Consider the following 24,987-nt stretch of genomic DNA (forward strand, 5'->3'; position numbering starts at 1 on the left):
CCTTGTGTTTGGGCAGAGGTTATCGGCATCACGCCACCCGTCGGGAATGATGATGCGGCTGTAGATACAGATCGTCTGCGTCTGCACTGCCCTTGCGGGTGCCGATCCAACTGGTTTGGCCCAACTTCGTAGATTGGCCCAACACGGCACGCGGCACCTCGTCGCCGCGCAATACCAGATTGACGTCATAGTCCAGCGCATCGCCGGCATAGTTGCGCACCACAGCGGCCAGCCTGTCCATCGACGGCTGACCGGGCAGCAGGCGTTCGTAATCGGCAAGACTGACCGGGCCAATGATCAGGCGAAACTTGGCGTTGCGCGACCAAACGCTGGACCCGATGCTGGTGGTCTGCCCCAAAGCGCCGTTGCCCAATTGCCAGCGGTCATCCGGCTCCAGCTCTAGCCATGAACCAACAAATTCCTGCATCCTGACAGGCGCACGAAAGAACGCCTGCAGCATTGCCACCAGCCCTTCGGCATTGCGCGCGCCCGCGGCAAGCAGCCCCGCGAAATGCCGTTTGGCCATATCGGGCATCGCGTCGCGGTCGCGCAGCGCATCACCGTAATGGCCGCTAAGTGCTGCGATATGGCCCTCAAAACGGGTCTTGGCCCCTCGGTCAAAGTCGACGGCAGGCTGGCCCGTGACCCAGGCACGGTACAGCAAACTCATGAACCGGTGCGTCAGCATATTGGCAAAGGCAACAAAACTGCCGTCGCGGTTATTGATCTGACGTTCGCGGGCGTATTCGGTCAGGTGAATGGGCAGCGGCCCATGTGGCCCGAAAAAGCCAAAGAAGCGGTTGATCAGGCTCCCCGGTCCCTTGCCCGGCGGGGTAAAGGCGCGGATCGTATTCGGCGGGAACGCCATGCGCGCCTCCTGGCCCAGCCGCACCGCGTCTTCGCGTGGGCGGCGTGACGCGCCCAATGCCGGGCGGTCGGGGTACTGCGCTTCGATGATGCGCAGGGCAAGGAATATGTGGTGGCTCTCGGGGGTGTCACACAGGCGCTGGAAATGCGTCAGATGATCCGACCGAGACCTGTCTCCGGTCGCCATCTCGCGAGTTCTCCGTTCTGTTGGGTCCGAAGGACCGTTTCGGTAAAGCTGTTGATCGTTGCTTGTTTGCGGAAAAAGCGCTGCAAGACCGCGCCCAGCAGGTAGACCCCGGTCCCCTCAAAGAAGCTGTCATCAAGCGTCACTGTGATCTCCAGCCCGCGCACGGCGGTGGAGAGCACGCCATCGCTCATCCGGCGCACGATGGGACGACTGGAAACGCCGACAATCCCCTCAAGCTGCATGTTGACGGCCCGGTCACCCTTGGGCGCGTATAGCCCGACCAGTTCACGCAGCGCCGCCGCGCCGTCGCCGCCATCTGACTGGGCAATCGACAGGTAATTCAGGCTCAGGTGGCTGATCAACCGCCACGCGGCGTCACCCTGCGCCAGTGTCGGACGTGGACGTGTGGGGCTAACGGGGGTCGTGATCTTGGCCACCGGGCCGCCGTCGGGCAGATAGAACAGATCGGCTTGCCCGGTGGGCAGCAGCATCGGCAAGTCGCGGTTGGTGACCAGCGCGCGCACCGCCAGTTGGCTCATCTCCGCCCGGTAAGGCGCCTGATTACGGTCCACCAGCGTGACGTAACATTCAGACCCGAGATAGCTGGTGCGGGCACCCTTGAGCCGTTCCTTTTCCGTGCGTTGGCGCATCTTGCGGGTGATGGTGTAATACATCTCGTGGCCGTCCCCAGCAGGGGAGAAATCATCCGCCGAATAGAACGGCCTGAAATCCAGATCATCCTCGCCTTCGCCGCTGATGCCTTTGACGGACTTGATGGCATGGATCTCGAAATCTTGGGCGCTGGTGCGGTCGGCAATGACATGGTGCGACACCTCGCGGGAGGTGATATGCACCCGGTCGCAGCGTTTCTCAAAAAGGTTAATCGCGGCCACGCAATGCAACGAAAACGCATCGGGCGTGATCCCGGCGGCAATGCTCGGCTGGCCATCGCGCAGCAAGATATAGACGTCGACCGCATCCCCCACCGCGCGGGCGATCCCCGCGCTTAGCCCCGTCAGGTCCACAAAGTGAAACCGCTCGGGCATGGCAAAATATTCCTGCAACAGCCTGTAGCCATCAAAACTCTGCTGCGGGGTTGGCAATAATGCCTCATCGCGGCCATAGCCGCGCGGCACCACGGCGCCACCACGCAGCGGCAGCGCCCAGTCGGCGCGCCGGTCTATGGACCGCGCCACCAACCCTGTCGTCTGGGTGCAGAGCAATTGATGCAACTGCCAACCCTGCGCGCCCTGCCCGCCCAGAAACAACGACAGGCGGTCCATCGAAAGCTCGCCAATGGGCGCGCCGCCGTGACGACGCAGGCGCAGACGGATCGCGGCGCGCGCATCGGTGTCTCCCGCCACCCCTGCGGCAACCAACTCGCCGCGCCCGTCAATATATTCAGCCTCGGCAATTTCGATCGGCCATAGTGTCATGTCGGCGGCGGTACGGTAGATGCAGGCCGTCTGCGCGCCCTCACCCAGCCGCGCGCGCAGCATCGTCTCACGCGGCATGACATAGCCATCGGCCAGCGCTGCATTGGCCATGTCCGGCGTCATCTGCGTGACCATCATCGACGGCGTAGGTGCCAGATAGTGCGGATAGACAATTTCCAAAAGATGTGAGGTAAAGGCCGGGTATTGCAGCTCTAGCTCCAATTGTACCCGAGCCGACAGAAACGCACTACCCTCAAGCAAGCGTTCAACGTAAGGGTCCAGCACCTCGACCCCGTCCATGCCCAGCCGCGCGGCGATCTTGGGATAGGAATTGGCAAATTCCGCGCCCATCTCACGCAGGTAGGCCAGCTCGGCCTCATAGTGTTTGAGAAGCCGGGTATCCATGGCTAACCCTTGCTTTCCAGTGACAGATGTCCGGTGGTCAGATCGACTTGGCTGCGCAGATACAACTCCATCGGCAGCGGCTGCGCCCACATGTCGGCGCGGATGTCGAAATCTATCACCGATTGGGTACTATCCTCGTCTTCACGCAGCAATACCTCTAGCGTGCCTTCGCGGATGCGCGGCTCGAACAGGGTGATGGCGCGGGCGATGGCGCGGCGGATATCCTCGACACGGTTATCGGTCGAAAAATCGCCAGCCACGTCGCGCACCCCGTAGTTCAGCACCGATGTAGCGACGTTGGGATATGTTTCCGCGTCGATCAACGTGTCCTGATTGCCGCTGTTCAACAGCCAGGCCAGATCACGGCGGATGATGTCACGCAGACGTCGGATGTCGATCACACGGGTCTCGCGTGCTTCGCTTTTCTTGTCCGGTTCAAGGTCGGTAAGCCGGTCCAAAAGCGAGGGTTGCAGCCGTTCGGTGATCGTTTTGTCAGCCATCGGCAGACCCTGCCCCGATGTCCGCCCCGATACCTGCCCCGTCTGGCGCGTCCATCTTGAGTTCGCGCAGGTCCATGATGGCCACATCCGCATCACCGGTGGTCAGCAGCCGCTGGCCTGTGCCAACAAAAGTTCCATCACCAGCATCGGCCCAGGTGGTCGCACGCGCAAGCATTGCGGCATGATCACCGGATTTTTCGGTGCCGACATAGCGCGTCGGGATGAGGGCAACAAATTCGCCGCCGTTGCGCAATTTCATCTGAGCAGCGGTCCAGACCGCATCGCGCAGGTCTTCGGGAGCCTCGACGCGCAGGGTGTCAATGCTGCTGAAGGGCATCCAGTAATATTTGCCGTTAATGATGATCTCAAGCAGCGGTCCTAGCCGCATGTCAGCATCCGCAACCCAGTCAAACGGCGTGCCATTCAGCGTGCCGCCGCAATCGGGTACCTGTTCAAACGCCTTGGCGCGCAGATCGGCGGCCTGACTGGTCTGGCCCTGCCCCATGGCGCGATTGGCCTCGATCATCAGCGCCACCCACTCCAACGGCTCACCAAAGATCAACGGGTCCTTCTCTGCGGCAAAAACCTTTTCGCGGAACACCTCACAGATGATCCCCTCACGGTACGCCTGCGCCATCGGGATCGCGGATGCATCAAGTTCGGCACAAAGCTTTAGCTGGGTGATGGCGCGTTTCCAGTCGCCCATCACGCACAGCAGTTGAAACAGGAAGATACGCAGCTTTGCATCGCCGGGGTTGGCGCGCACCTGCGCCTGAAGCGCCTCTAACGCTTGGGTCAACTCGCCCGCTTTCAGGGCTTCTGTGGCTGTCAGGGACAAAGGGCAACTCCGCTAAACAAAAGGAAACCCCCGACCGCCAACCGGCGGGCGGGGCGATAGGCCAAAGATCAAACCTTGGTCTTGTTTGCCGCGATGTCCCAGCCTGCCTTCTTGGGCGCTTCGCCCGAACCATCGGTTTTCTGCGGCACATAATCCAACGTCCAGACCGAGAAGTTCAGAACGACGTTTTCCGTCAGACGGTCTTCACCACCCGACCCCCCAGTCTGGTAGGAGGTCACGATGATGTCCTCCATCTTGAGTTTGATATACTCGAGCGGCGAGCCACCGGCCTTGCGCACAAACAGGGTGCCTTCGTTGATGTGTTTGCCATCCGCGACGTGCTGCAACAGCAGTGCAGAGGCGGAATCGACATATTTGGTAACGCTCAGGTCCATAAAGCTGGCTTTGCCGCCACCACCGCCACCGCCCATATGGGTCGTGCCGGACTGACTGGCGCCCCAACTCCAGGCGAGAACGTCGATTTCCTTCTTGTGCTTGTCGTCTTGGGCTTCGCCTTCGATGCCTTCAAGTTTGAGAAACATGTCAACTGCCATGGTATCATCTCCTTTTGAGGGTGCGGATCAATTTCCGCCAGGTTTCAAATAATGCGGCGGGCCGAAACGGGGCCCGCCTGTCGTCTTGTCAGGCTTTTTCAGTGGGTAACTTGGACGTCAGCCGCAGCGACACTGACAGACCTTCCAACTGATAATGAGGTTTAAGAAAGAACTTAGAGGCATAATAACCGGGGTTGCCTTCGACCTCTTCGACAACCACTTCGGCGGCGGCAAGGGGCCGCTGGGCCTTGGTGATCTCGCCCGAGGTTTCGGGCGATCCGTCGATGTACTGGGTGATCCAATCCTGAAGCCACCGCTGCATGTCTTCGCGGCTTTTGTAGGACCCGACCTTATCGCGCACCATGCATTTGAGATAATGCGCAAAGCGGCAAGTAGCGAAAAGATAGGGCAGACGCGCCGCCAAGTTGGCGTTGGATGTCGCATCCGGGTCGTCGTATTCTGCGGGTCGGTGCAGCGATTGCGCGCCGATAAACGCCGCCATATCGGTGTTCTTGCGATGGATCAGGGGCATCAGCCCGCCCTTGGCCAGCTCGGCCTCGCGGCGATCGGAAATGCCAATTTCAGTGGGGCATTTCATATCTACGCCGCCGTCGTCGGTCGGAAAGGTATGTGTTGGCAGATTGTCCACCGTACCGCCGGATTCCACCCCTCGAATGCGGCTACACCAGCCATATTCCTTGAACGACCGGTTGATATTGGTCGCCATGCCATAGGCGGCGTTCACCCAAGAAAAGTTCTCGGACTCTGCGTTGCCGACATTTTCCTCAAAGGCAAATTCCTCAACCGGGTTCGAATTGGCCCCATAAGGCTGGCGGCCCAGAAAACGCGGCATCGTCAGACCCAGATACTTGGAATCCTCCGAGTTGCGCAGCGAATTCCATGCCGCATATTCCGGGGTGCCGGTGATCTTGGTAAGGTCACGCGGGTTACTCAACTCCTGCCAGCTTTCGAACTGCATCAAGGATGGGTCCGCACCGGTGATAAAGGGCGCGTGGGCTGCGGCAGCAATCTTTGCCATTTCGCCCAGCAACTCCACATCGGGGGCCGAGTGGTTGAAATGATAGTCCCCCACCAGACAGCCATAAGGCTCGCCGCCAAACTGACCGAATTCTTCCTCGTACAGTTTCTTGAAAATTGGGGACTGGTCCCAAGCCGCGCCCTTGAACTTGCGCAGGGTCTTGGACAGATCCTTTTTCGAGATGTTCATCACGCGGATTTTCAGCATCTCATCGGTTTCGGTATTGTTGACGAGGTGATGCAGCCCGCGCCATGCGCTTTCCAACTGCTGGTATTCCGCATTGTGAATGATCGCATTCACCTGATCGCTGAGCTTCTTGTCGATTTCGGCAATCATCGATTCAATCGAATGCAAGACGTCGTCGGATATCAGGCCCGTATTCTCCAACGCTTGCTGCGCCAGTGTCTTGACTGCGGATTCCACAGCCGACTTTGCCGTGTCGGTGCGCGGCTTAAATTCCTTGTTCAGAAGGGCCGAGAAATCGACCTCTTCCGTTTGGGCGGCACCGCCTTCGGCAGATGTTGCTTCTTTTGCCATGTCTTATTCCTCCGCGTCGTCTTTGGCGGCGGGGGTCGCTGCCAGGGATTTCAGCAATTCGGGGTTGTTCATGGCATCCGCCAGCAGTTCTTCGGCTCCGGGCTTGCCATCCATATATGTCATCAGATTGCTCAACTCGTTGCGCGCATCGAGCAGCTTTTTCAGCGGTTCCACCTTCTGCGCAATGGCGCCGGGCGAAAACTCGTCCATGCTTTCAAAGGTCAGATCGACCGACATGTTGCCTTCGCCGGTCAGCATGTTGGGCACCGAAAACGCCGCGCGCGGTTTCATCGCCTTCATGCGGCTGTCGAAATTATCCACGTCGATCTCAAGGAACTTGCGGTCTGCGATACCGGGCTGTGCCACTTCCGACTTGCCCGCAAGATCGGACATGACCCCCATCACAAACGGCAGTTGCACTTTCTTTTCCGCGCCATACAACTCGACATCATATTCGATCTGCACCCGAGGGGCGCGGTTTCTTGCGATGAACTTCTGTGAACTCGACATCAAAATCTCCGTTTGGTTTATGGGTTTTATGTATGGGTTCCGGTCCGCGTCAGACCGCAGTAAAAAGGCCCGCGCGGATCATCCGGCGCGGGCCCTTGTTCATTCGTCTGGCAGCCCCCCCACCAGCTTGACGTTGTCGACACCTCCGGGTGCCATATCCTTCATGATGGTCATAAAATCTGCGCCCACCAGCCGCTTGGCACGCTGCAACATCAATGGCAGCGGGCTAGAGGGTTCATAGGCGGCGTAATAGGCGATGATGCGGTCCAGCGCGACTTCGACGTCACGGGGGCTGGTGATGGCCCCGCTGGGTGCCGCTGCGGCGGCTTTTGGGGCGTCTCCCGGCGCGGGATCGGTCTCGGCCGGGGCTTCGCCCGCTTCGCTGCCGGTTTCCTCAGCCAACCGTGCCACGGCGCGTTTCAGCATCTTCATCACGGGGCCAAGGTCGGGGCCCTGGCCCGGCAGCTTGTCGTTAAAGACCGCGTCGATGGCCTTGATGTCCTCAAGTGCGGCGTTGGCACCGTCAAAGATACCCTGCAGAACACCGCTGTCCGTATCTTTAAAGGCGGCCTTGATCCCTGCCTGATCCAGTACATTTTCGTCGCCCGGTCGCGGCGCCGTCTCGCCGTTGGCGACTTCGATGTCGCGCAGGCTGACACTGCCAAATGCATTGCTCTGGGTCAGTGGCGCCAGGCGGATCGGGCGCAGGACAGTTGCGTCATCCGCCAATCCCAACACGGCGTTGACACGCATGGTCGGGTCATTGTCGTCCTCCTCGTCCAGTTGCGGATGGCAACTGTCCCAGAAGTTTTCGAGACAGCCGCGCACATAGGCCGTAACCTTGGCGAACCCCGGAAACCCGTTGACCTGCAACTCGGCCACGGCCAGATGCACCGCCACCCGCAGATCATGGCTTTGCTGCAGGACCTCGAGCGCTTTTTTAATCACATCGTCATAATCAGGGGGTTCGGCAGCCACAATTTCCTCGCCGACCTGCTTTTCCTCACCCGGCTGCGCGGCAAGCTGAAGCGCCGCGAAAACGGCTTCATATTCCAGGTTCGCACCGCTAGGCGCACCCTCGCTACGGCTTGTTAATAGCGCATCCAAAACGGATTGCCCCCCAAGTACTGTATAAACCTAATGGCGCTTATCCAAAGCTGGCGCTTGCCCGGATACCCTCGCACCCTCGCCTATCGGCGGATGGTTTTTGTCAAATTTTTATGCGTCGTCAAAAAGTAGGGTCGGTCTTCGAAAAGTAGATTTAGTGGCCGAACGAAAATTGTTACCAAATGGTGTCGTGACTAAAAAATATCTGCCACCTGTGGGGGTTACTTTACGTCAGGTACGATTTTCGTCAATCCTCTCATTCCGCATTTTTATGAATGAAACCTATTCTTCTTGACCAAAGTGACACGCAGCGCCCATCGTTGGGGCATTCTGCATCAAGGGGATTTTATTATGACACGCGCATTCTGCCGCCTGTTGACGCTCACGGGCATTTTGGCGGCCTTGGCCGCCCCAAGTTGGGCAGAGCCGGGGCGGCTCGGGGTTGAACTGAATAAATTTGAACCGGGAGAGGCAGGCGGATGCCGCGCCTTCTTTTTGTTTCGCAACCAGACCGAAAACAGCTTTGAAGGGTTCGAGATGTCGCTGGCAATTCTGGATCAGTCCGGCATCATCGACCGCCTGCTGACCATCGACGCCGCCCCCCTGCCCGCCGCGCGCACAACGCTCAAACTGTTTGAAATACCCGAAATCGGCTGCGCCGATATTTCCGAGGTGCTGCTACACGAACTGCCCAGTTGCAGACCGCAGAACGCCGATGAGATGGATTGCTTTGCCATTCTGGATTTGCGCAGCAAGACATCCGCCGGGCTGGTGAAATAGCGTGGCCGGTTTTACCGACACGCTGATCAGCGGCGGGCCGATTGTGCTGGTGTTGCTCGTGATGTCGCTGTGTTCACTCGCATTGATCGTCGTCAAGATCGTGCAATTGCGGGGGGTCACTACTGGTGCTGCGGCGCGCGCTGCAGCGGTTGATCTATGGGCCAAAGGCGATCATCACGCGGCCCAACAGGCGTTACAAGACCGCACCGCCCCGGCGGACCGGTTGATGCTGGTGGCGATGCAGGGGCTGGCATCCGGCCGGGCGCGCGCGGTGCTGACGGCCGATCTGGAGTGGCGCGGCAATGCCGAGGTGGCCGTGATGCAGCGCCACATTCGCCTGCTGGAACTCATCGCCATGATCAGCCCCCTGCTGGGTCTGCTGGGCACGGTGCTGGGCATGATCCAGTCGTTTCAGGAATTGGCACTGGCCGAAGGGGCCGCCAATGCGGCGCTCTTGGCGGGCGGTATCTGGCAGGCGCTGCTGACCACGGCGGCAGGGCTGCTGGTGGCGATCCCGGCGGCAATTGCGGCGAGCCTGCTGTCGGAACGGGTCGACCGTGCGACCGGCGCGATTGAGACCAGCATCGGCCATCTTCTGACCAGCCATGATGCGGGGGGATAGGCCATGATGCTGCGCCGGGTCACCGCGCCACAACGGCTGATCTCTCTGGTGTCGATGATCGACGTGCTGCTGATCATGTTGGTGTTTTTCATGGTCACCTCGACCTACCTTCATCTGGACATGATTCCGATCGCCAAAAGCGCGGACCGCACGATCGAGACAACCAGTACAACCGCCGACGGCGGCACGCTGCTGGTGCGTCTAGGGGCGGATGGCGCGGCATATGTGCGTGGGCGGCAGGTGTCAGAGACTGATCTGGCGGCCTTAGTGCGCGCGACACCGGGCATCGCGGTAACGATCTTGCCTGCGCTGCGCGCGGACACCCAGGCGCTGGTGCGGTTGATGGACATTTTGACCGCCGCCGGTGTCGACAGCCTGCGCATCCTGCAAGTGGCCGCGCCATGAAACTACAGCGCATTCCACCGCGTCCGGCGCAGGAATCCATCATTCCGCTCATCGACGTGGTGTTCTTTCTGCTGGTGTTCTTTATGCTGATCGGCCGGATGGATGCCACCGCCCCGTTTGACGTGACCCCGGCCAGTGCCGTCACCGGATCGGACATGCCGGGCGGCGGTGTTACCCTGTCCATCAGCGCCGAGGGCGATCTGGCGTTTGAGGGTCAAACGATTGATCCCGCTGCCCTGGAGTTCGCCGCACAGGCCGCGATAGCGCAAAACGCTGACGTGTTGGTGCGGGTCAATGCGCACCGTGACGCGCTTTTGGGCGATGTGTTGCCCCACGTCAGCGTGTTGGAGGCGCTTGGGGCGCGCGATGTGGTGTTGGTCGTGACACCGTCAAGCCCATGACCGCGCGGGTCTGGTCCCTCGCACTGGCCACATCTGCGCTGGTGCATGCCGGCGGCTTTGCCGTGCTGGCCCTCACGATCAAGCCCGACCCTACCGAGGACCAGCCGCGTCCACAGTCAAAGTTCACCGTCGAAGCCGCCGAGGTGAAACGCAGCCGCGCCGAACCGCAACAACCGCCAAGCGACCCCGCCGCCGAAGGCATTGGCCAAGCAACCCGCGCCGAACAATCGGCCGTGCGCCAATCGCGCGCAACGGCCAGCCCCACCGACAGCGCGCAAATCGGTGCTAGCCCGCCACCGTCCACCCCATTGCGCGCCAAGCGTGACGCCCAGCGGGTGCAGGCTGTTACGGCGGCGGGGGCAAAGGTTGCGCAGGTATCAAGCCAGGCGGGAGGGGAAACGGTTCACGCCGCCAGCCTGACGGGCCAAGTCCTGTCCTTGGCGACGGTCACGCCCGCCACGACAACGGCTGCCGCCCCCAAAGCCGCACAAACACTGCCCCTTTCATCGCCGCAAGCGCCCGCTGCGGCCAGCGTCACGCCCACGGCCCCCGCAGCGCCCAGTGCCACGCCCAATGTTCACGACGCGGCCACTTTGCCGCTCCCCGCCACGAAAGGCACCGCAGCACTGGCATGGTCGGGCAGCGATAATACCGCCGTCAGCGCCACGTCCCTCGCGGCCATCGCGGCCTTTACACACGCCGGCGATGTGTCGGGGGGCGCGGCGCAGGTGCGTGATGGCATCGCAGGAATTTTGGCCGCGGTGCCCTGCGCGCGGTTGCAGACCACCTTTCTGCCCGACAGCGGCACCCTGGAACTGCGCGGCCACCTGCCCGAAGATGCCCTGCGCGCGCCAGTGTTGGCCGCGTTACGCGAACAGGTCGGTGACGCCATACCAATCTCGGATGCGCTGCTGATCCTGCCGCGCCCGCAGTGCGGCGCGCTGGCCGGGATCGCCGCCGTGGGCTTGCCGCAATCGACCGAACAACTGACCAATCCGGCGGTCATCGGCGAAGACGGCTTTGCCCGCAACTACAGCTATGCTGACGGTCAGCGCCTGACGCTTGACCTGACCGCGCCAGACTACGACGCCTTTGTCTATGTCGACTATTTTGCCGCAGATGGCAGCGTGATCCACCTGCAACCCAATGACATCGTCCCGCTACCAGAAGCAGCCGCCAAATCCGCCCTTGCCGTGGGTCGGTCTATCGCCGGGGAACCGGCACTGGACATGACCATCAGCGCCCCCTTTGGTCAGGAAATTGCAGCCGCTTTTGCCACCTCCGTACCGCTCTATGACGGATTGCGCCCCTTGCAGGAACCCGCAGGCCCGTATCTAGAGTTTCTCGCCGCGCGCGTCACGGCCAAGCGGGCAGAGCATGTCGATTTCAAAGGCGAATGGGTGTATTTCTTTATCTCGACCACGCCAAATTGACCGTCGGACGCTAGGGGCAATCCGCCGAAGCCCAGGCCCGCAGCCCCTGTTTAAACGTACCGCCAAAGGGATGGGTCTTGCTGATGGCACGCTCACTATTGGCACTGACATAGGTCTTGCCTTGGGTGCAGAGCGCCTCGCGGGTCCATTCGTGGCAATTCGAACAGGTCTGATCCTTCCACAGTTCCTCGGGCAAGCCTTCGATAGGCGGGAATAGCGGCGAAAGCTCAACCACTTCCTCGATACTGCGGCCCTGAATCGCGGGGTTCCCTGTGGGGAACGGACTGGAAAATGTCATGGATGACAAGTCGGTAGGCTTGGCTGGCGCCACTGTAGGGGCGGTTTCAACGGGTTCTTCAACGGGCGCCTTGGCACTGGCGCGGTCGGCGTTTTCCTGAATGACCTTCAACTCATACGCTGCCAATTCGGCGTAAGTGCCCGTCGGAAAAGCATCAAGATACGCCTGATAATCTGCGGCAGTGCCACTGGCTTGTGCGGCAGCGATCAAGCTTTGCTCGCTTGGTTCGGGTGTCGCCGCGCGGGACGGTTCAGGCTGCAACGCTGCGACCTCAGGCGCGTTTGCTGGCGGTGGCGGCTGCAGTTCGGCGGCCATGGTAGCGCTGAGCAACGTGCGTGCCTCGGTCTGGAAAAGGCCATTTGGATAGCTGCGCAAGAACAGCATGATCTGCACCGGATCGCCGCTGCCCTTTACGGACTTCCAAAGCTGTTGTTCCTGAAGTTGCTCGGCGCTGAGTTGTTCCTTCGCCTGAAAAAAGAAGTCGCCAGTCAGCGACGATGTGTCCCAAGGCGTTTGCTGGCCCTTTGTCTCGGCGATGACCGTCACCCGCACCTTCTTGAACGCCTGTTCAATCGGCACGCCCGGCACCGGGATTTCTGCGGCCAGCGCCTTGGTGAAGGGGCTGTTGCCATCCAGACCGTCCAGCGCCACTGCGCCCGGCGCCGTGGAGTAGGACAGGAAGGTGCCGGTGGGTGCTTTCATTTCGGCCAGGCCATTGTCATTCAGGTCTGGAATGGCCTCAAATGGATTGTTGCGGCAGGCATCCAGGATCACGATATTGGTCTTGTTGCGGGCCGATCGCATCTGCCGCAGGATCGCATCGGCAGGGACACCCACAAGACTGAGGTCGGCGGCATCGGTCAGGCTGGCGTCCACTGGCAACAGGTAATTTTCGCCAAAGGACTGCACGGCGTGGCCTGCGTAATAGAACAGCCCCGTCGCGTCTTTGCCTGCCCCGCGCAGGTCACGGCCAAACTGCGAAATCGCCCGGTTGAGTGCAATCTGGCCACCATCCGTCAGCACCGTAACCTCAAACCCATTCTCGCGCAGGGTCGCGGCCATCAGTTCGGCGTCAGGCACCGGATTGTCCAGTTGCGTCACGCTGGCATAGCCGCCATTGCCTATGATCAGCGCGATGCGTGGCTCGGCCCAAGCCCCACCTGCCCCGGCAATCAGGGCAAGGATAGCTGCAAAGATACGCAATGCTTTGGGCATCTAGTTTTCCAGTACCTTGAATTCGATGCGGCGGTTCTTCCGGCGGCCTTCGTCGGTGTCGTTTGTCGCGATCGGGGTCGTTTCGCCGTACCCCTTGGACACCATCGTTTCGGTGCCCATGCCCTTGGCGCGCAAATAATCGGTAACAGAGGCCGCGCGGGCCTGCGACAGTTGCAGGTTCAGCGCGTCACTGCCCACGCTGTCGGTATGCCCGCCCACCTCGATCACCATGCCGGGGCAGCGTGAGACGATATTTGCAAGACTATCGAGCAAAGGCGCGCTTTTGTCGTCGAGCCGGGCAGAGCCGGATTTGAAATAGATGTTGCCGGTGCGTGACAGGATTTCGAACCGACCCTTGCAGGCCTCGGCGTCAAAGTCGCCTTGGGTTTCTAGGGCGACGGACTGCGGTGCGGCGGCAGGCGCCGCTGTGGCGGGTTCGGGCGTGGCCGCCTCTGCCGTGCTGACGTTGCGGGCAAAGACCCAGTCAAAGGACACCGTAGCCGATGGGATGATGTCCACGCTGGCGGCCTCTTCCAGCTTTTTTAGCCCATCAGTCAGGTTGAAGTCTGCCACCGAAATGGAGATCGGCGTGCCGGATGCAACCGACACCATATCTTCGCTCAGCAGCGTGGCGGTGACGGTGGCGTCATAGGACTTGGTCACGCCGTGCAGCTCAATCTGATAGCTGACGGGTATCTGTTTGCGCCGCACGGTGGGCAGATCGGCCAGCAGTGCGGGGTCGATCTGAGTGGTGATAACGCCTTCGGGGAATTTAAAGGTCTCGAAGAATAGGAACCGCATACGCACGTTGCGCAGATCAATTTTGGTATCCACGGAATCCAGCAGGACCGCCACCCTGACTGCCCCGGTCGGGTCGATCCCGCCCTGAAGTGTGGCAAAGCTGGAGGACTCCACGACCGTCTTCTTTTTAACGGACTGGAACGTGAGGTTGGACATCTCAGGCTTTAGCGTCCAGCCGCCGTCGAAGGGCGATTGCGCCGCGACGGGGAATGCCAGCGCGCATAAGAGCGCCAACAGTGCGGCCTTAAGCGTCCTTAGGTGTACCGGTTTCTGCATCGTCGCCCCCCTGTTGATGTCCGTCTGTGTGAACATCACGCAGACCGCAGCAATGTCTTGTTCGATCCGACCGCCTTGGCCATCTGGGCATAGGCGATCAACCGGCGGTCCGAACTTCCCGCAGAGCGCAGGAGCTTGGTTTCCGCCTCTGCCAGAATGTCGGCAGCCTGAGCATTGACCTGTTTGACGGCCTCTTTGCGCACTGGCGTCAGAGGCTTGGTTGCCACAGCTTTGTTGTTGATTTTGCTTTTCACGCGCACTCTTGGCAGATTGGGTGCTGCGTTGGCCGCTGCGAGTTTGCGCAGCTTGTTGGAGGTATCCTCAAGGATCTTGCGCGCCTCGCCATAATCGCCTGTGTTGGACATCGACTGCGTGATCACCTTGAGCTGTTCACCAAGGCAATCGACCAGATACTCTGCCGCAACCGCCCTTACGCAGAACGCGTAGGACCCCGCGATTGCGGTGGTGACAGAACTGGTCGCTTCGGGTGTGGCACGGGGCGTCTTGTCGATGTCGTAGGGATTGCGGGATGCGCCCGGGGCAACATCGTCGTTTGGATTGTCGCCATAGTCGTCCTCACCGGAAGTGTATTCGCCCTCGTCCTGGGCCATGGCCGAGGTGGCGGTCATCACGGTCAGACTTGCCAGCGCCAGGCACAGCGCCATGCCCCGCAAGATCAATAGATGAATAGTAACATAGGGCCGCATTTCGAAACTCCCCTGTTCAATGATCGGTATTCAATAAATTCGTCTTTGGCCGCATCCGACAAAATTTCGACGCGGGTCTTACTGCCTGTGATAATGCCGCTTTGGCGCGCTTCTGTCACCCCCCGACGGTACAGGTGCCAAATGATCGCATCCGCCGGCGGTCGAGGTGCAGGTGCGCCATAGCGTCGAATGGTGCCGCGTCGCGCGTGCGAGATAGGTAATAGGGGCTTGGTAATTCGAAAATGGCGCGCCTGCGCGGCGCGCCATTCTTGGATATGCCTTAGCTGGGGCTAAGCCCGCGCATCCGTTCGGACCGGCGGCGTAGCATTTCAACGGTCGCCAGCAACATGATGGAAATCGCAACAAGGATCGTTGCCGCGGCGAGGATTGTTGGCGAAATCTGTTCGCGCAGCCCGGTGAACATCTGCCACGGCAGCGTTTGCCATTCGGCGGAGCCGAGGAAGATAACCACGACCACTTCGTCAAACGAGGTGATAAAGGCGAACAACCCGCCCGAGATCACACCGGGCAGGATCAGCGGCATCTGCACCCGGAAAAATGTCGTGATCGGGTTGGCCCCCATGTTGGCCGCTGCGCGGGTCAGGGAGTTGTCAAAGCTGACCAATGTGGCAGTGACGGTGATGATCACAAAGGGAATACCCAAAACCGCATGGGCCAGCACGATGCCCCAATAGGTGCCCTGGATGCCGATGGAAGAGTAAAAGAAGTACATCCCCGTTGCCGAGATGATCAGCGGCACGATCATCGGCGAGATCAGGATCGCCATGATCCCGCGTTTGAACGGCACATGGCTTTGTGACAGGCCGATGGCCGCCAAAGTGCCAAGGCTGACCGAGATCAGCGTGGCCACCGGGGCGATCTTGACCGAGTTCCAGACCGCACCTGTCCATTCCGAATTGGTCAGGAAGTCGCGGTAGTGCTTGAGTGAATAGCCGTCGGGATCAAAGCGCAGCATTTCGGGCGTGAAGGTAAAGAAGTTTTCAGCGTTAAAGCTGAGGGGGATTACCACGATGATCGGCGTGATCAGAAACACAAAGATCGACCCACAGATCACGCGGAACGTATAGTGCCACAGCACCTGGCCTGCGGTCAGGTATGGCGGCAGATGGCCGCGATAGCGCCCCTCGGACAGCCAGAAGATGAACCAGCCGATAAACCAGCCAAACAACAGTCCGACAATCGCCGCCGAAACTCCGCCAACGGCAAATCCCGACGCGCCAAAGCCCGCAATGGCCAGCCAGCGCGCCGGTTTTTCCTGACGCCAGACCTCGGCAAAGAGATAGGCCAGCGCGGTGCAGACCAAGGCCCCCAGCAGAACCCCGATCAGCGAAGCGTCCTTTGCGGTGCCCACGAACAGTCCCATCACGGCCCCGGCCGCGGCAACGACCGGGCCGAAAAATGTAAAGGGCTGCTTTTTCAGCGGTGTAAATGTGCCCATTTTCTTATCCCAACTTCACGTTATCAATGCCGACGATCTTGTCGTAGGCCCAGTACAATAGAAGGACGACCGCAAAGAGGATCGTGCCAAGCGCCGCCGCGAGACCCCAGTTAAGAGAGCTGGAGATGTGGTAGGCGATCCGGTTCGATATGAACGTCCCGGTGGTGCCGCCGACGATTTCGGGCGTGATGTAATAGCCGATCGACAGAATGAAGACGAGGATACTGCCCGCCCCGATGCCCGGCACCGATTGCGGAAAGTAGACCCGCCAGAAAGCTGTCCAATTTGTCGCGCCCAGCGATTTGGCGGCGCGCAGGTAGGTCGGATTGATCGTCTGCATCACCGAATACATCGGCAAGATCATGAACGGCAGCAGGATATGTGTCATCGCGACGATCGTGCCGAACTGGTTGTTGATCATCACCAGACGGTCGTTGTCCGACACCATACCAAGCCAGACAAGCACATCGTTGATCACCCCCTGATTTTGCAGCATGACCTTCCAGGCGCTTGTGCGCACCAGCAGGGATGTCCAAAACGGCAACAGCACAAGGATCATCAGCAGGTTGGCTGTGCGGGCCGGCAGATTGGCCAGTATCCACGCCACCGGATAGGCCAGCAGGACACAAGAGGCCGTGATCATCAGCGACATGAAGATCGTCCGCTTGAACAGCAGGATATAGATTTGCTGGTTCTCCGGGCGTGCGGCAAAACCGTCGGGTGTTTTCTGCATGTCGACAGCATTCAGAAAATAGCCGTTTGTATAATTCGGGCTGTAGGTCTGGAAGGTACGCCATGTCCGAAGATCACCCCAGTCCTCGTCAAAACCGACAAACGCGGCTTTGAAGTCGGGCTGTGGGAAGATGTCGGCATTTTCCGCTGCCTGTTGCAGCAACGCAGCCTGAGGACCGCTGTAGCTGGCGATTGCTTCGGCGGCGCCATCGGCGGTCAGATCCAGCCCGAGGGCAGCATAGACCGCCTCCCATGGGTCTTCCTTGGCGACCACGTCGCCATCCGCCTCGACGGTGAAAACGGCAAAGGCGGTATAGGCCCGCGCGGTTTTCGGCAGGATACGGGTGATGTCAGCGCCCGGTACAAACCCGATATCCGCGCTCGAGGATGAGGTGGTCAGCGCATCGTACCGGGAGCGGGTCGCTTCCAGCAAATCAACGGCGCCCTCGCCTGTCCCGGTCATAAGTTCAAACCAGACAGCGCTATCTTTCCAGGCCTTGTTCAGGTCTTCCAGTGGGTCTTGATAAGATTCTCCGATGTCGTCCAACTTGCGGCCCGATTGGCGGAACAGGGACGAGACGCCGGTCTGTTCATAGTTCAAACGGGTGCCAAGGCGCGTATGCTGTTTGGCTTCGGCGGCAAAGAAGAGGTCAAAGAACAGGTTTTCAAACACCTGTTCATCAGGGAGTTCGTTGCTGGTGCCATCCCATTGGGCAAGCTCGGTCGTGGTCATCGGTAGAGTGTTCGACACGATCTGGTTTTCAACAGAGCGGAACAGCATCGAGCCGATGGGGGCAATGAATGTGACCAGCACGAAAATCAAGAGTGGCGCGATCAGTGCAAGGGCGCGCAGTTTTTGCGCGCGCAAGGCCCGCCTGAGCGATTTTTTCAGTGGCGTGCCATCCGCAGAGAGTACCGGACCCGATTTGTCGCCATCTGGCGACTGCGCCGCGTGGAGCGCGTCCTCGGGCGTGGGTGCAGATGCTGTCTGGGGACCGGTCGCTTTGAGATCACTCATATGTCTGCCCTTCGTCGCGTTCTGGCCCCGTTGGCCAATCGCGGTATGGTTGCCTGCAATCCATGTGATTGCGGTTGGTGGTCATCCGGGCGGACCAGTGGCCCGCCCGGCGCATTAAAGGAAGCCGCGCGGACCAAATGGTCCGCACGCTACCCGTTTACTTGGCCAGCCAAGCCTGGAACTTTGCGTCGATATCGTCGCGGTAGTCGGCCCAGAACTCGTAGTTATAAAGGAACGTGTTGGTGGCGTTGGCCGGGTCTGTCGGCATGTGCTCAGCCATATCAATCCCGAGGTCGGCATGTTTACCAACCAGAGGTGCCGAAGACAGGCGTGCCGGACCATAGGAGATATACTTGGCCTGATCGGCAAGACGCTGAGTGTCTGTCGCGAACATCAAGAAATCCTTGACGCGAGCCAGACGATCTTCTGGCAGGCCTGCGGGCACGATCCAGCCATCAAGGTCGAATACCTGGGCGTCCCACATCATCGCAACAGGCTGATCCTGCTCTTCGATCACCGAGAACAAGCGCCCGTTATAGGTCGAGCCCATGAACACTTCACCATCGGCCAGCAACTGTGGCGTATCGGCACCGGCAGACCACCAAATCACGCTGTCCTTGATCGTGTCGAGCTTGGCAAGTGCCTGCTCCTGACCTTCTGGCGTTTCCAGAACGTCATAGACCTCGTCCTTGGCAACGCCATCACACAGCAGCGCCCATTCCATGTTGTTGATCGGACGTTTTTCCAGCGAACGCTTGCCCGGATATGTCTCAAGATCAAAAACGTCGCAGATCTTGCTTGGAGGTTCGACACCTTCTGGCACCATGTCAGTGCGGTAACCAAATGTCGTCGAATACACGATCTGAGGGATGAAGCAGTCAGAGACCAGCAGGTCGCCAAAGTCATCTTCCGCAGATGTGCCGTCGGGTGCCGCTGCCAGATCTTTGTCGGCGTCGATTTCCATTGCGAGACCTTCGTCACACAGACGGATGGCATCGGAGGCCACGACGTCGACCAGATCCCATGTGACGTTACCGGCCTCGTTCATGGCGCGCAGCTTGGCCACGGCCTCGTTCGAGCTTTCATCCCACGAAACCGAAACACCCGCGTTGTTCGCGATATAAGGTTCGGAGTATGCCTTTTGCTGCGATGACTGGTATGCCCCGCCCCAGCTGACGATTGTCATGCTGTCAGACATTGCTGCATGGCTGTCAGCCCACGTCGTGCCTGCCGCGAGGGTCAGTGCCGACGTCGTCAGAAGAATATTCGTTAGTTTCATTGTTAACTCCCTATTGTGCCCGTTGCGTGAAACCCGCGGCCAGACGGTACGGGCAAAACCCTACCGACCGCGTATTCATCGCCCGCCGCGAAAGGCAGACGAAAGATGTGCCCCTAGGCCGCGTCGAGCGCGCGGCAATCTTCGGGCAGCCAACCGATGTCGATCTGCTGACCGGGTACAAGACGCACCTGATCGGGGGCATTGCGGGTCTTGATGACAAAATCATCCTTGCCGCCAACCCGAAGGCGCGTGCGGAAGATGTCGCCCATATAAATGAACTCGAGCACTTCCGCCTTGAGGGTATGCGCGCCTTCCTGAAGGCGTTCTTTGTTGATCTCCACCCGTTCCGGACGGATCGACACCCGTGTCCGCTCGCCGGGTTTTGATACGTTGATTGGTTTGGCGTCGATCAGCCCACCATCGTCGAGCTGCACCAGCGCGACACCATTCTTGATCTCTTTGATGGTGCCTTCGAGCGTGTTGTTTTCGCCGATGAACTGCGCCACGAAACTGTTTTCCGGCTCTTCATAAAGCTTGTCGGGTGGTGCCAACTGCTGAATGCGGCCATTTTCAAAGACGGCAACCCGGTCTGACATGGTCAGTGCTTCGGTCTGGTCATGGGTCACATAGACGACGGTGATACCCAGACGGTGGGCCAGATCGGTTATTTCAAACTGCATCTTTTCACGCAGTTGTTTGTCGAGGGCGCCCAGTGGTTCATCCATCAGCACCAGTTCAGGTTCAAACACCAGCGCACGCGACAAGGCGACACGCTGTTGTTGCCCGCCCGAAAGCTGCGCGGGACGGCGGCCACCAAAGGCACCCATTTCAACCATGTCCAACGCGCGTTTGACTTTTTCTTCCCGCTCGGATTTGCCGATGCGGCGCACCTCCAGAGGAAAGCTGAGGTTCTCCGCGATCGTCATATGCGGGAACAGCGCGTAGTTCTGAAACACCATGCCGATGCCGCGCTTGTGCGGCGAGATGTTATTGATCGACGTGCCGCCAAGGCGAATGTCGCCGTGGGTCGCGGTTTCGAACCCGGCCAGCATCATCAAGCACGTTGTCTTGCCCGAACCCGATGGCCCGAGCATCGTGAGAAACTCGCCTTTAGGCATCGAAAGGTTGAGGTCTTTGACAACGAGGTTTTCGCCGTCATAGCTTTTCTGCACGCGTTCAAACTCGACGAACGCGTCGCTTCCTGAACTTTGTCCCAAGTTCCGCTCCCTGTTATTAGGCCCAGATTAATTCTGGTTATTGAGACAAGTAAAACGCGCCAGCCGCCAAACTGCAACCTTAATGCGGCAATTTATCGACGTTTCGCGGCATCGCAGGTCATTTGTGCTGAATTGCAAAGCACATCGGTCGATTTGCCCAGCCCCCATGCGTGCGCCGGGCAAATGTCCGGCGGCGACCGCACAGGTTGTGGGATTTAAGGCGCGGCCTAGTGCCACGGTTGTGCAAATTTACGACCAAAAAACCAAATGCGGCCGAACAACGGCCCGCCACAGATTGAGCGGATCCGCCCTCAGTCCTCGCGCTTTTGCAGCAGAAGAGAGGCCAGCCCCAGCAGGGCCGACACCACGATCAGCAACAGCGACACCGCGTTCAACACCGGGGTCGACCCCAGCTTGAGCCGGTCAAACATGGTGATGGTCAGCGGCGCATCGGACCCGACGAGCATCAGTGTGGTGTTAAAATTCTCAAAGCTCATCAGCACGGCGACCACCCCCGCGGCGCCCATCGCCGGATAGAGAAATGGCAAGGTCACAGCACGCACGGCGCCCATTTTTGTCGCGCCGAGGTTCAGCGCGGCCTCTTCGAGGCTGGTGTCAAACTTTTGCAGGCGCGCGGAAATGACCAGCGTTGCAAAGGTTGTGATGAATGAAAACTGCCCCAGAACCACCAGTATCAACCCCGGCCGCAGCCCATCGAACCACAGGCCAGTCGCGTCTTCGAGGGTATTGGCAACCGAGGACGAAAACACAAGGATCGAGATGCCCAGGATGATACCGGGGATGATCAACGGCAACAGCATCAGAATATACAGCAGCCCCTTGCCGCGGAAGTCGTGGCGCACGAAAAGAAAGGCGTTGCAGGTGCCTACCAGCACGGCCAGCAGTGAAACCCAGAAGGCGACAACGCCAGAGGTTATGATCGACCGCAAGATGGGCCGTTCGTGAAACACGCCGATATAGGGCGCGTCACTGCCAAAGAACCAGGCCCAGGTGAATCCCTCCCACGGGAGGGATGGAAACACACTGTCGTTGAAGGCAAAGACGCAGACCGTTGCCAGCGGCAGCGCCAGATATATGAAAAACAGCGTGACGTAGGCCCGGTAGGTCCATTTGAACGCGCCGCTTTGTGGGATGCCAGTAATCATGTCTGGGCCATCGTCTTGCCCAGCGATTGCCGCGACAGTTTAAGGCCAACAAAGACGATCAAGGACGACAAGCCCAGCAACAAGAACCCAAACGCCGACCCCAGTTCCCAGTTAAACCGCGTGATGAACTGGCTATAGATCAGCCCGGTGAACCACAGGCTGTCCTTGCCTCCCAGCAGGATCGGGGTGAGGTAATTGCCAAGGCTAAGCATGAAGACCACGATGCACCCCGACACGATGCCGGGCATGGCGTGGGGGATCACGATTTCGCGCAGGATGGTAAATCCACTGGCGCCCAAATCATAGCCCGCCTCGATCAGACTGTCGTCGAGACTGTCGAGCGTTGTCACGAGCGGCACCACCATGAACAGCATCGAGGTATAGACCAGCCCCGTCATGATCGCGGCATCATTATACAGCATTTCGACCGGCCCCGCGACCAGGCCGAGGTATTGCAGCAGGTTTGAAAACACACCGGTTTCGCGCAGCAGGATCATCCAGCCAAAAGTGCGCACCAGCTCGCTGACCCAGAACGGGATCAGGCACATCAAGAACAGCGTCGTCTTGGTGCGGCCCCGTGTGAGTTTGGCGATGTAATAGGCAATCGGAAACCCGATCAGCAGGGTCAGTGCCGTCGCGGCAATCGACATATAGGCGGTGCGCGCAAAGGTGTTCCAGTAAAGCGGTTCGTTGAAAAACACCGCATAGTTGGCAAAGCTCGTCTCGTATTCGCGCACGCCGACCTTTTCGCGCAGGGATACCAAGAACATGCCGACATGCGGCAGGATGATCAGCGTCATTAGCCAGATGAGCAGCGGTGCCATCAGCAGCCAGAACGTCAATTTTGAGCGATCAGAGGCCATCATCGCCCCCTGCCCTGCGGTACACGCGTGTCTGCTGCGGCTCCCAGCCAAAGGAAATGACATCGCCCTGCGCCAGATCGCGAAACTCTCCTGTCTGGGGCAAGGCCATGCTCATCTCGGTCCCGGTCGCCTGATCGCGCAGCAGCAACTGGCTGTTGGCACCGTTGAACAGGATGGTTTCGACCTTGCCGTCACCCGTGTTGCCCAGATGCGCGACATCTGCGGCGCTGCGCGACAGGCGCACCGCCTCGGGCCGCACGAAGACATCAACGCTGTCGCCGCGCGCCAACCCGCGCCCGGCATCCACACCACGCAGCGCGCGGCCCTCGCTGGTGACCATCTGGACCACGTCGCCGGTCACGCCGTCGACGGTGGCGGCAAAGCGGTTTGCCTCGCCGACAAATCCGGCGACAAAGGCCGTTGAGGGTTCGTAGTAAAGCTCCTTGGCGGTGCCCAACTGTTCAAACACGCCGTGGTTCATCACCGCGATCTGGTCGCTCATCACCAAGGCCTCGGATTGGTCGTGGGTGATGTAGACAAAGGTCGTGTTAAACTCGGCCTGCAACTGTTTCAGTTCGATTTTCATATGTTCGCGCAGCTTTAGGTCCAGCGCGCCAAGCGGTTCGTCCAGCAGCAGCACATCCGGTTCAAGCACCATGCAGCGTGCAATCGCCACCCGCTGTTTCTGCCCCCCCGATAGCGAGGCCACGGGCCGATCCGCCACCCCGCCGAGACCCACGCGTTCGAGCACCCGTTCAACCTGTTTCTTGATATCCGTCTTGTTTACACCGCGCTGACGCAGGCCAAATCCGACGTTGGCGCCGATGTTCATCATCGGGAACAGCGCCAGATGCTGAAACACCATCGACACAGGGCGTTTGTTGGGGGGCACGTCGAGCACCGATTTGCCCTTGATCAACAGGTCGCCGCTTGAGGGCTTTTGAAAACCTGCGATCATGCGCAGCAGCGTCGTCTTGCCACAGCCTGACGGCCCAAGGATGGAAAAGAACGTCCCCTGCGGCACGCTGAAACTGACGTCTTTCACCGCTTGGAAATCGTCAAAATTCTTCGAAATCGCGCGGCATTCGAGGTCGGGGGTTTGCGACATCAGATTGGGCCTTCATAAAAAATGGGAAGCGCGAGAGCCGCGCTTCCCTGTCATCGATTTCGCGGCACTTATTTGGCCGCGTTGATCCGGTCCAATGCGGCACCTTCCAGCGCCTCCAGCCCTGCGGGAACAGACGGATACCACTTGATATTGTCGATCGCTTCTTGTGGGAAGCTGGCCTGGTACTTGGCCTTGAGCGCGTCATCCACGCCCGCGTCGCCGCCTTGGGAGGCCGTGAAATTGCCAGCGGAGGTGGTGATCATCGCCGCGATCTCGGGCTGCATGACAAAGTTGATCCAAGCATAGGCCGCTTCATCGGCACGGCCGCGTGCGGGCAATGCAAATGTGTCGATCCAGCCCAGCGCACCAGAGGCAGGGGCGACAAAGGTGATATCGGCGTTGTCATCGTTCAGCTGCCATCCGCCGGTGTCCCAGGCCATCGAGGCCACAACTTCACCCGAGCGCATCAGGTTCTTCAACTCGTCGCCGCCGTCCCAGTAGGTTTTGACGTTGGCTTTGCACTCGGCCAGCTTGGCTTCAACTTGATCAAGGATGTCCTTGTAAGCTGCTTCGTCGCCATAGGCGGCAAAGGGGTCAAGACCCATGGAATAGGCAAAACCGATCAGCGTCGGGCGTTTCAGACGGTACGATACCTTGCCCGCAACATCAGGACCGCACAGATCAAGGTAATCTTTGACGCCAGGTGCTTGGGCAGTGTTCACGACCAGACCGGAGGTGCCCCAGATGTGCGGCACGGCATAGACTTCGCCTTCGACAGTGGTGTTGCCCTTGGTCGCTTCAAGCATCGAGGGGATAAACAGCCCGGTTTCGATCTTGGACATGTCCAGCGGCTTGTAGATACCAAATTCAGCCTGGGGGCCGGCGATCCGGTCCTGGCTGGGCTGGGCAAGGTCGAAACCGCCGCCATTGGTCGCGCGCAGCTTGGCGATCATTTCTTCATTGTTGGATTTGGTCACTTCAACAGTGTGGCCGGTCTGTTCTTCGAACTTGGCGATCACCTCGTCCGGGGCGTAGCCACCCCATGTCAGCAGGCGCAGCGTCTCTGCCTGTGCGGCCACCGATGACAGCAACAGCGCGGCAGCAGTGGAAAGGATCAGTGTCGATTTCATCATTTTATTCCTTATTTCTCCAGCCAAGAAGGGCAAACCTTGCCGCAACTTCTGGACTCCCCGTCTTTAGGTGCCCGGTATGACACTTACATGACAA

24 protein-coding genes are annotated in these 24,987 nt (G+C 59.6%); 5 read left to right on the forward strand and 19 right to left on the reverse strand.

Features of this window, described 5'->3' with window-relative positions:
- Positions 1-28 precede the first annotated feature (28 nt).
- From tssG to tssA, 8 genes are all read right to left on the reverse strand, one after another.
- Positions 29-1,054, reverse strand: coding sequence for a type VI secretion system baseplate subunit TssG (gene tssG / locus AC1965_RS10820; protein WP_483883880.1), 1,026 nt, complete (start codon positions 1,052-1,054; stop codon positions 29-31).
- A complete protein-coding gene (gene tssF / locus AC1965_RS10825) occupies positions 1,018-2,895 on the reverse strand; it encodes a type VI secretion system baseplate subunit TssF (protein WP_483883881.1) in 1,878 nt (625 codons plus the stop codon). Before tssF ends, tssG begins: the two co-directional genes overlap by 37 nt.
- A gap of 2 nt (positions 2,896-2,897) precedes the next feature.
- A complete protein-coding gene (gene tssE / locus AC1965_RS10830; RefSeq protein WP_483883882.1) occupies positions 2,898-3,395 on the reverse strand; it encodes a type VI secretion system baseplate subunit TssE in 498 nt (165 codons plus the stop codon).
- Positions 3,388-4,233, reverse strand: a complete 846-nt coding sequence (locus AC1965_RS10835) for a type VI secretion system accessory protein TagJ (RefSeq protein WP_483883883.1) — start codon at positions 4,231-4,233, stop codon at positions 3,388-3,390. The genes tssE and AC1965_RS10835 overlap by 8 nt, the downstream gene beginning before the upstream one ends.
- A gap of 68 nt (positions 4,234-4,301) precedes the next feature.
- Positions 4,302-4,787: an Hcp family type VI secretion system effector gene (locus AC1965_RS10840; RefSeq protein WP_483883884.1), complete on the reverse strand. Its 486-nt coding sequence runs from the start codon at positions 4,785-4,787 to the stop codon at positions 4,302-4,304.
- Between the two features lie 88 nt (positions 4,788-4,875).
- Entirely contained in the window at positions 4,876-6,363 is a 1,488-nt protein-coding gene (gene tssC / locus AC1965_RS10845) for a type VI secretion system contractile sheath large subunit (RefSeq protein WP_483883885.1), read from the reverse strand.
- A 3-nt stretch (positions 6,364-6,366) separates the two neighbouring features.
- Positions 6,367-6,876, reverse strand: coding sequence for a type VI secretion system contractile sheath small subunit (gene tssB, locus AC1965_RS10850; protein WP_483883886.1), 510 nt, complete (start codon positions 6,874-6,876; stop codon positions 6,367-6,369).
- 96 nt (positions 6,877-6,972) lie between these two features.
- Positions 6,973-7,980: a type VI secretion system protein TssA gene (gene tssA / locus AC1965_RS10855; RefSeq protein ID WP_483883887.1), complete on the reverse strand. Its 1,008-nt coding sequence runs from the start codon at positions 7,978-7,980 to the stop codon at positions 6,973-6,975.
- 351 nt (positions 7,981-8,331) lie between these two features.
- Here tssA and AC1965_RS10860 point away from each other — a divergent pair, with 351 nt between their 5' ends.
- The 5 genes from AC1965_RS10860 to AC1965_RS10880 are packed head-to-tail and all read left to right on the forward strand — an operon-like array spanning position 8,332 to position 11,621.
- Positions 8,332-8,760 carry a hypothetical protein gene (locus AC1965_RS10860; protein WP_483883888.1) on the forward strand — a complete coding sequence of 143 codons (429 nt, stop codon included), beginning with the start codon at positions 8,332-8,334 and terminating at the stop codon, positions 8,758-8,760.
- A gap of 1 nt (position 8,761) precedes the next feature.
- The gene (locus AC1965_RS10865) at positions 8,762-9,382 is read left to right on the forward strand and encodes a MotA/TolQ/ExbB proton channel family protein (RefSeq protein ID WP_483883889.1); all 621 of its coding nucleotides are present in this window, start codon (positions 8,762-8,764) and stop codon (positions 9,380-9,382) included.
- 3 nt (positions 9,383-9,385) lie between these two features.
- Positions 9,386-9,787, forward strand: a complete 402-nt coding sequence (locus tag AC1965_RS10870) for an ExbD/TolR family protein (RefSeq protein ID WP_483883890.1) — start codon at positions 9,386-9,388, stop codon at positions 9,785-9,787.
- The gene (locus tag AC1965_RS10875) at positions 9,784-10,188 is read left to right on the forward strand and encodes an ExbD/TolR family protein (protein WP_483883891.1); all 405 of its coding nucleotides are present in this window, start codon (positions 9,784-9,786) and stop codon (positions 10,186-10,188) included. The genes AC1965_RS10870 and AC1965_RS10875 overlap by 4 nt, the downstream gene beginning before the upstream one ends.
- Complete coding sequence (locus AC1965_RS10880) at positions 10,185-11,621, forward strand: hypothetical protein (RefSeq protein WP_483883892.1); 1,437 nt, start codon at positions 10,185-10,187, stop codon at positions 11,619-11,621. Before AC1965_RS10875 ends, AC1965_RS10880 begins: the two co-directional genes overlap by 4 nt.
- 10 nt (positions 11,622-11,631) lie before the next feature.
- On the opposite strand, the gene AC1965_RS10885 is transcribed toward AC1965_RS10880, so the two are convergent.
- From AC1965_RS10885 to AC1965_RS10935, 11 genes are all read right to left on the reverse strand, one after another.
- Positions 11,632-13,134, reverse strand: a complete 1,503-nt coding sequence (locus AC1965_RS10885) for a caspase family protein (RefSeq protein ID WP_483883893.1) — start codon at positions 13,132-13,134, stop codon at positions 11,632-11,634.
- Complete coding sequence (locus AC1965_RS10890; protein ID WP_483883894.1) at positions 13,135-14,211, reverse strand: OmpA family protein; 1,077 nt, start codon at positions 14,209-14,211, stop codon at positions 13,135-13,137.
- A 35-nt stretch (positions 14,212-14,246) separates the two neighbouring features.
- On the reverse strand, positions 14,247-14,918 hold the full coding sequence (locus AC1965_RS10895) for a hypothetical protein (protein ID WP_483883895.1): 672 nt from the start codon (positions 14,916-14,918) through the stop codon (positions 14,247-14,249).
- A 280-nt stretch (positions 14,919-15,198) separates the two neighbouring features.
- The gene (locus tag AC1965_RS10900; RefSeq protein WP_483883896.1) at positions 15,199-16,377 is read right to left on the reverse strand and encodes an ABC transporter permease; all 1,179 of its coding nucleotides are present in this window, start codon (positions 16,375-16,377) and stop codon (positions 15,199-15,201) included.
- A 4-nt stretch (positions 16,378-16,381) separates the two neighbouring features.
- Positions 16,382-18,127 carry an ABC transporter permease gene (locus tag AC1965_RS10905; RefSeq protein WP_483883897.1) on the reverse strand — a complete coding sequence of 582 codons (1,746 nt, stop codon included), beginning with the start codon at positions 18,125-18,127 and terminating at the stop codon, positions 16,382-16,384.
- A gap of 157 nt (positions 18,128-18,284) precedes the next feature.
- Positions 18,285-19,406: an extracellular solute-binding protein gene (locus AC1965_RS10910; protein WP_483883898.1), complete on the reverse strand. Its 1,122-nt coding sequence runs from the start codon at positions 19,404-19,406 to the stop codon at positions 18,285-18,287.
- A gap of 113 nt (positions 19,407-19,519) precedes the next feature.
- Entirely contained in the window at positions 19,520-20,578 is a 1,059-nt protein-coding gene (locus tag AC1965_RS10915) for an ABC transporter ATP-binding protein (protein WP_483887031.1), read from the reverse strand.
- Between the two features lie 356 nt (positions 20,579-20,934).
- On the reverse strand, positions 20,935-21,789 hold the full coding sequence (locus AC1965_RS10920) for an ABC transporter permease (protein WP_483883899.1): 855 nt from the start codon (positions 21,787-21,789) through the stop codon (positions 20,935-20,937).
- Positions 21,786-22,652, reverse strand: coding sequence for an ABC transporter permease (locus tag AC1965_RS10925; protein WP_483887032.1), 867 nt, complete (start codon positions 22,650-22,652; stop codon positions 21,786-21,788). The genes AC1965_RS10920 and AC1965_RS10925 overlap by 4 nt, the downstream gene beginning before the upstream one ends.
- Positions 22,642-23,760, reverse strand: coding sequence for an ABC transporter ATP-binding protein (locus AC1965_RS10930; RefSeq protein ID WP_483883900.1), 1,119 nt, complete (start codon positions 23,758-23,760; stop codon positions 22,642-22,644). The genes AC1965_RS10925 and AC1965_RS10930 overlap by 11 nt, the downstream gene beginning before the upstream one ends.
- Before the next feature lie 68 nt (positions 23,761-23,828).
- The gene (locus AC1965_RS10935; protein WP_483887033.1) at positions 23,829-24,890 is read right to left on the reverse strand and encodes an extracellular solute-binding protein; all 1,062 of its coding nucleotides are present in this window, start codon (positions 24,888-24,890) and stop codon (positions 23,829-23,831) included.
- Positions 24,891-24,987: the final 97 nt, after the last annotated feature.

Source organism: Sulfitobacter sp. KMM 9851 (genome assembly GCF_057178245.1).

Coding starts and splice junctions, on each gene's coding strand:
- tssG (WP_483883880.1), bottom strand. CDS start 1,054: ATGGCGACCGGAGACAGGTCTCGGTCGGATCATCTGACGCATTTCCAG.
- tssF (WP_483883881.1), bottom strand. CDS start 2,895: ATGGATACCCGGCTTCTCAAACACTATGAGGCCGAGCTGGCCTACCTG.
- tssE (WP_483883882.1), bottom strand. CDS start 3,395: ATGGCTGACAAAACGATCACCGAACGGCTGCAACCCTCGCTTTTGGAC.
- AC1965_RS10840 (WP_483883884.1), bottom strand. CDS start 4,787: ATGGCAGTTGACATGTTTCTCAAACTTGAAGGCATCGAAGGCGAAGCC.
- tssC (WP_483883885.1), bottom strand. CDS start 6,363: ATGGCAAAAGAAGCAACATCTGCCGAAGGCGGTGCCGCCCAAACGGAA.
- AC1965_RS10860 (WP_483883888.1), top strand. CDS start 8,332: ATGACACGCGCATTCTGCCGCCTGTTGACGCTCACGGGCATTTTGGCG.
- AC1965_RS10870 (WP_483883890.1), top strand. CDS start 9,386: ATGATGCTGCGCCGGGTCACCGCGCCACAACGGCTGATCTCTCTGGTG.
- AC1965_RS10875 (WP_483883891.1), top strand. CDS start 9,784: ATGAAACTACAGCGCATTCCACCGCGTCCGGCGCAGGAATCCATCATT.
- AC1965_RS10880 (WP_483883892.1), top strand. CDS start 10,185: ATGACCGCGCGGGTCTGGTCCCTCGCACTGGCCACATCTGCGCTGGTG.
- AC1965_RS10885 (WP_483883893.1), bottom strand. CDS start 13,134: ATGCCCAAAGCATTGCGTATCTTTGCAGCTATCCTTGCCCTGATTGCC.
- AC1965_RS10890 (WP_483883894.1), bottom strand. CDS start 14,211: ATGCAGAAACCGGTACACCTAAGGACGCTTAAGGCCGCACTGTTGGCG.
- AC1965_RS10895 (WP_483883895.1), bottom strand. CDS start 14,918: ATGCGGCCCTATGTTACTATTCATCTATTGATCTTGCGGGGCATGGCG.
- AC1965_RS10900 (WP_483883896.1), bottom strand. CDS start 16,377: ATGGGCACATTTACACCGCTGAAAAAGCAGCCCTTTACATTTTTCGGC.
- AC1965_RS10905 (WP_483883897.1), bottom strand. CDS start 18,127: ATGAGTGATCTCAAAGCGACCGGTCCCCAGACAGCATCTGCACCCACG.
- AC1965_RS10910 (WP_483883898.1), bottom strand. CDS start 19,406: ATGAAACTAACGAATATTCTTCTGACGACGTCGGCACTGACCCTCGCG.
- AC1965_RS10920 (WP_483883899.1), bottom strand. CDS start 21,789: ATGATTACTGGCATCCCACAAAGCGGCGCGTTCAAATGGACCTACCGG.
- AC1965_RS10925 (WP_483887032.1), bottom strand. CDS start 22,652: ATGGCCTCTGATCGCTCAAAATTGACGTTCTGGCTGCTGATGGCACCG.
- AC1965_RS10930 (WP_483883900.1), bottom strand. CDS start 23,760: ATGTCGCAAACCCCCGACCTCGAATGCCGCGCGATTTCGAAGAATTTT.
- AC1965_RS10935 (WP_483887033.1), bottom strand. CDS start 24,890: ATGAAATCGACACTGATCCTTTCCACTGCTGCCGCGCTGTTGCTGTCA.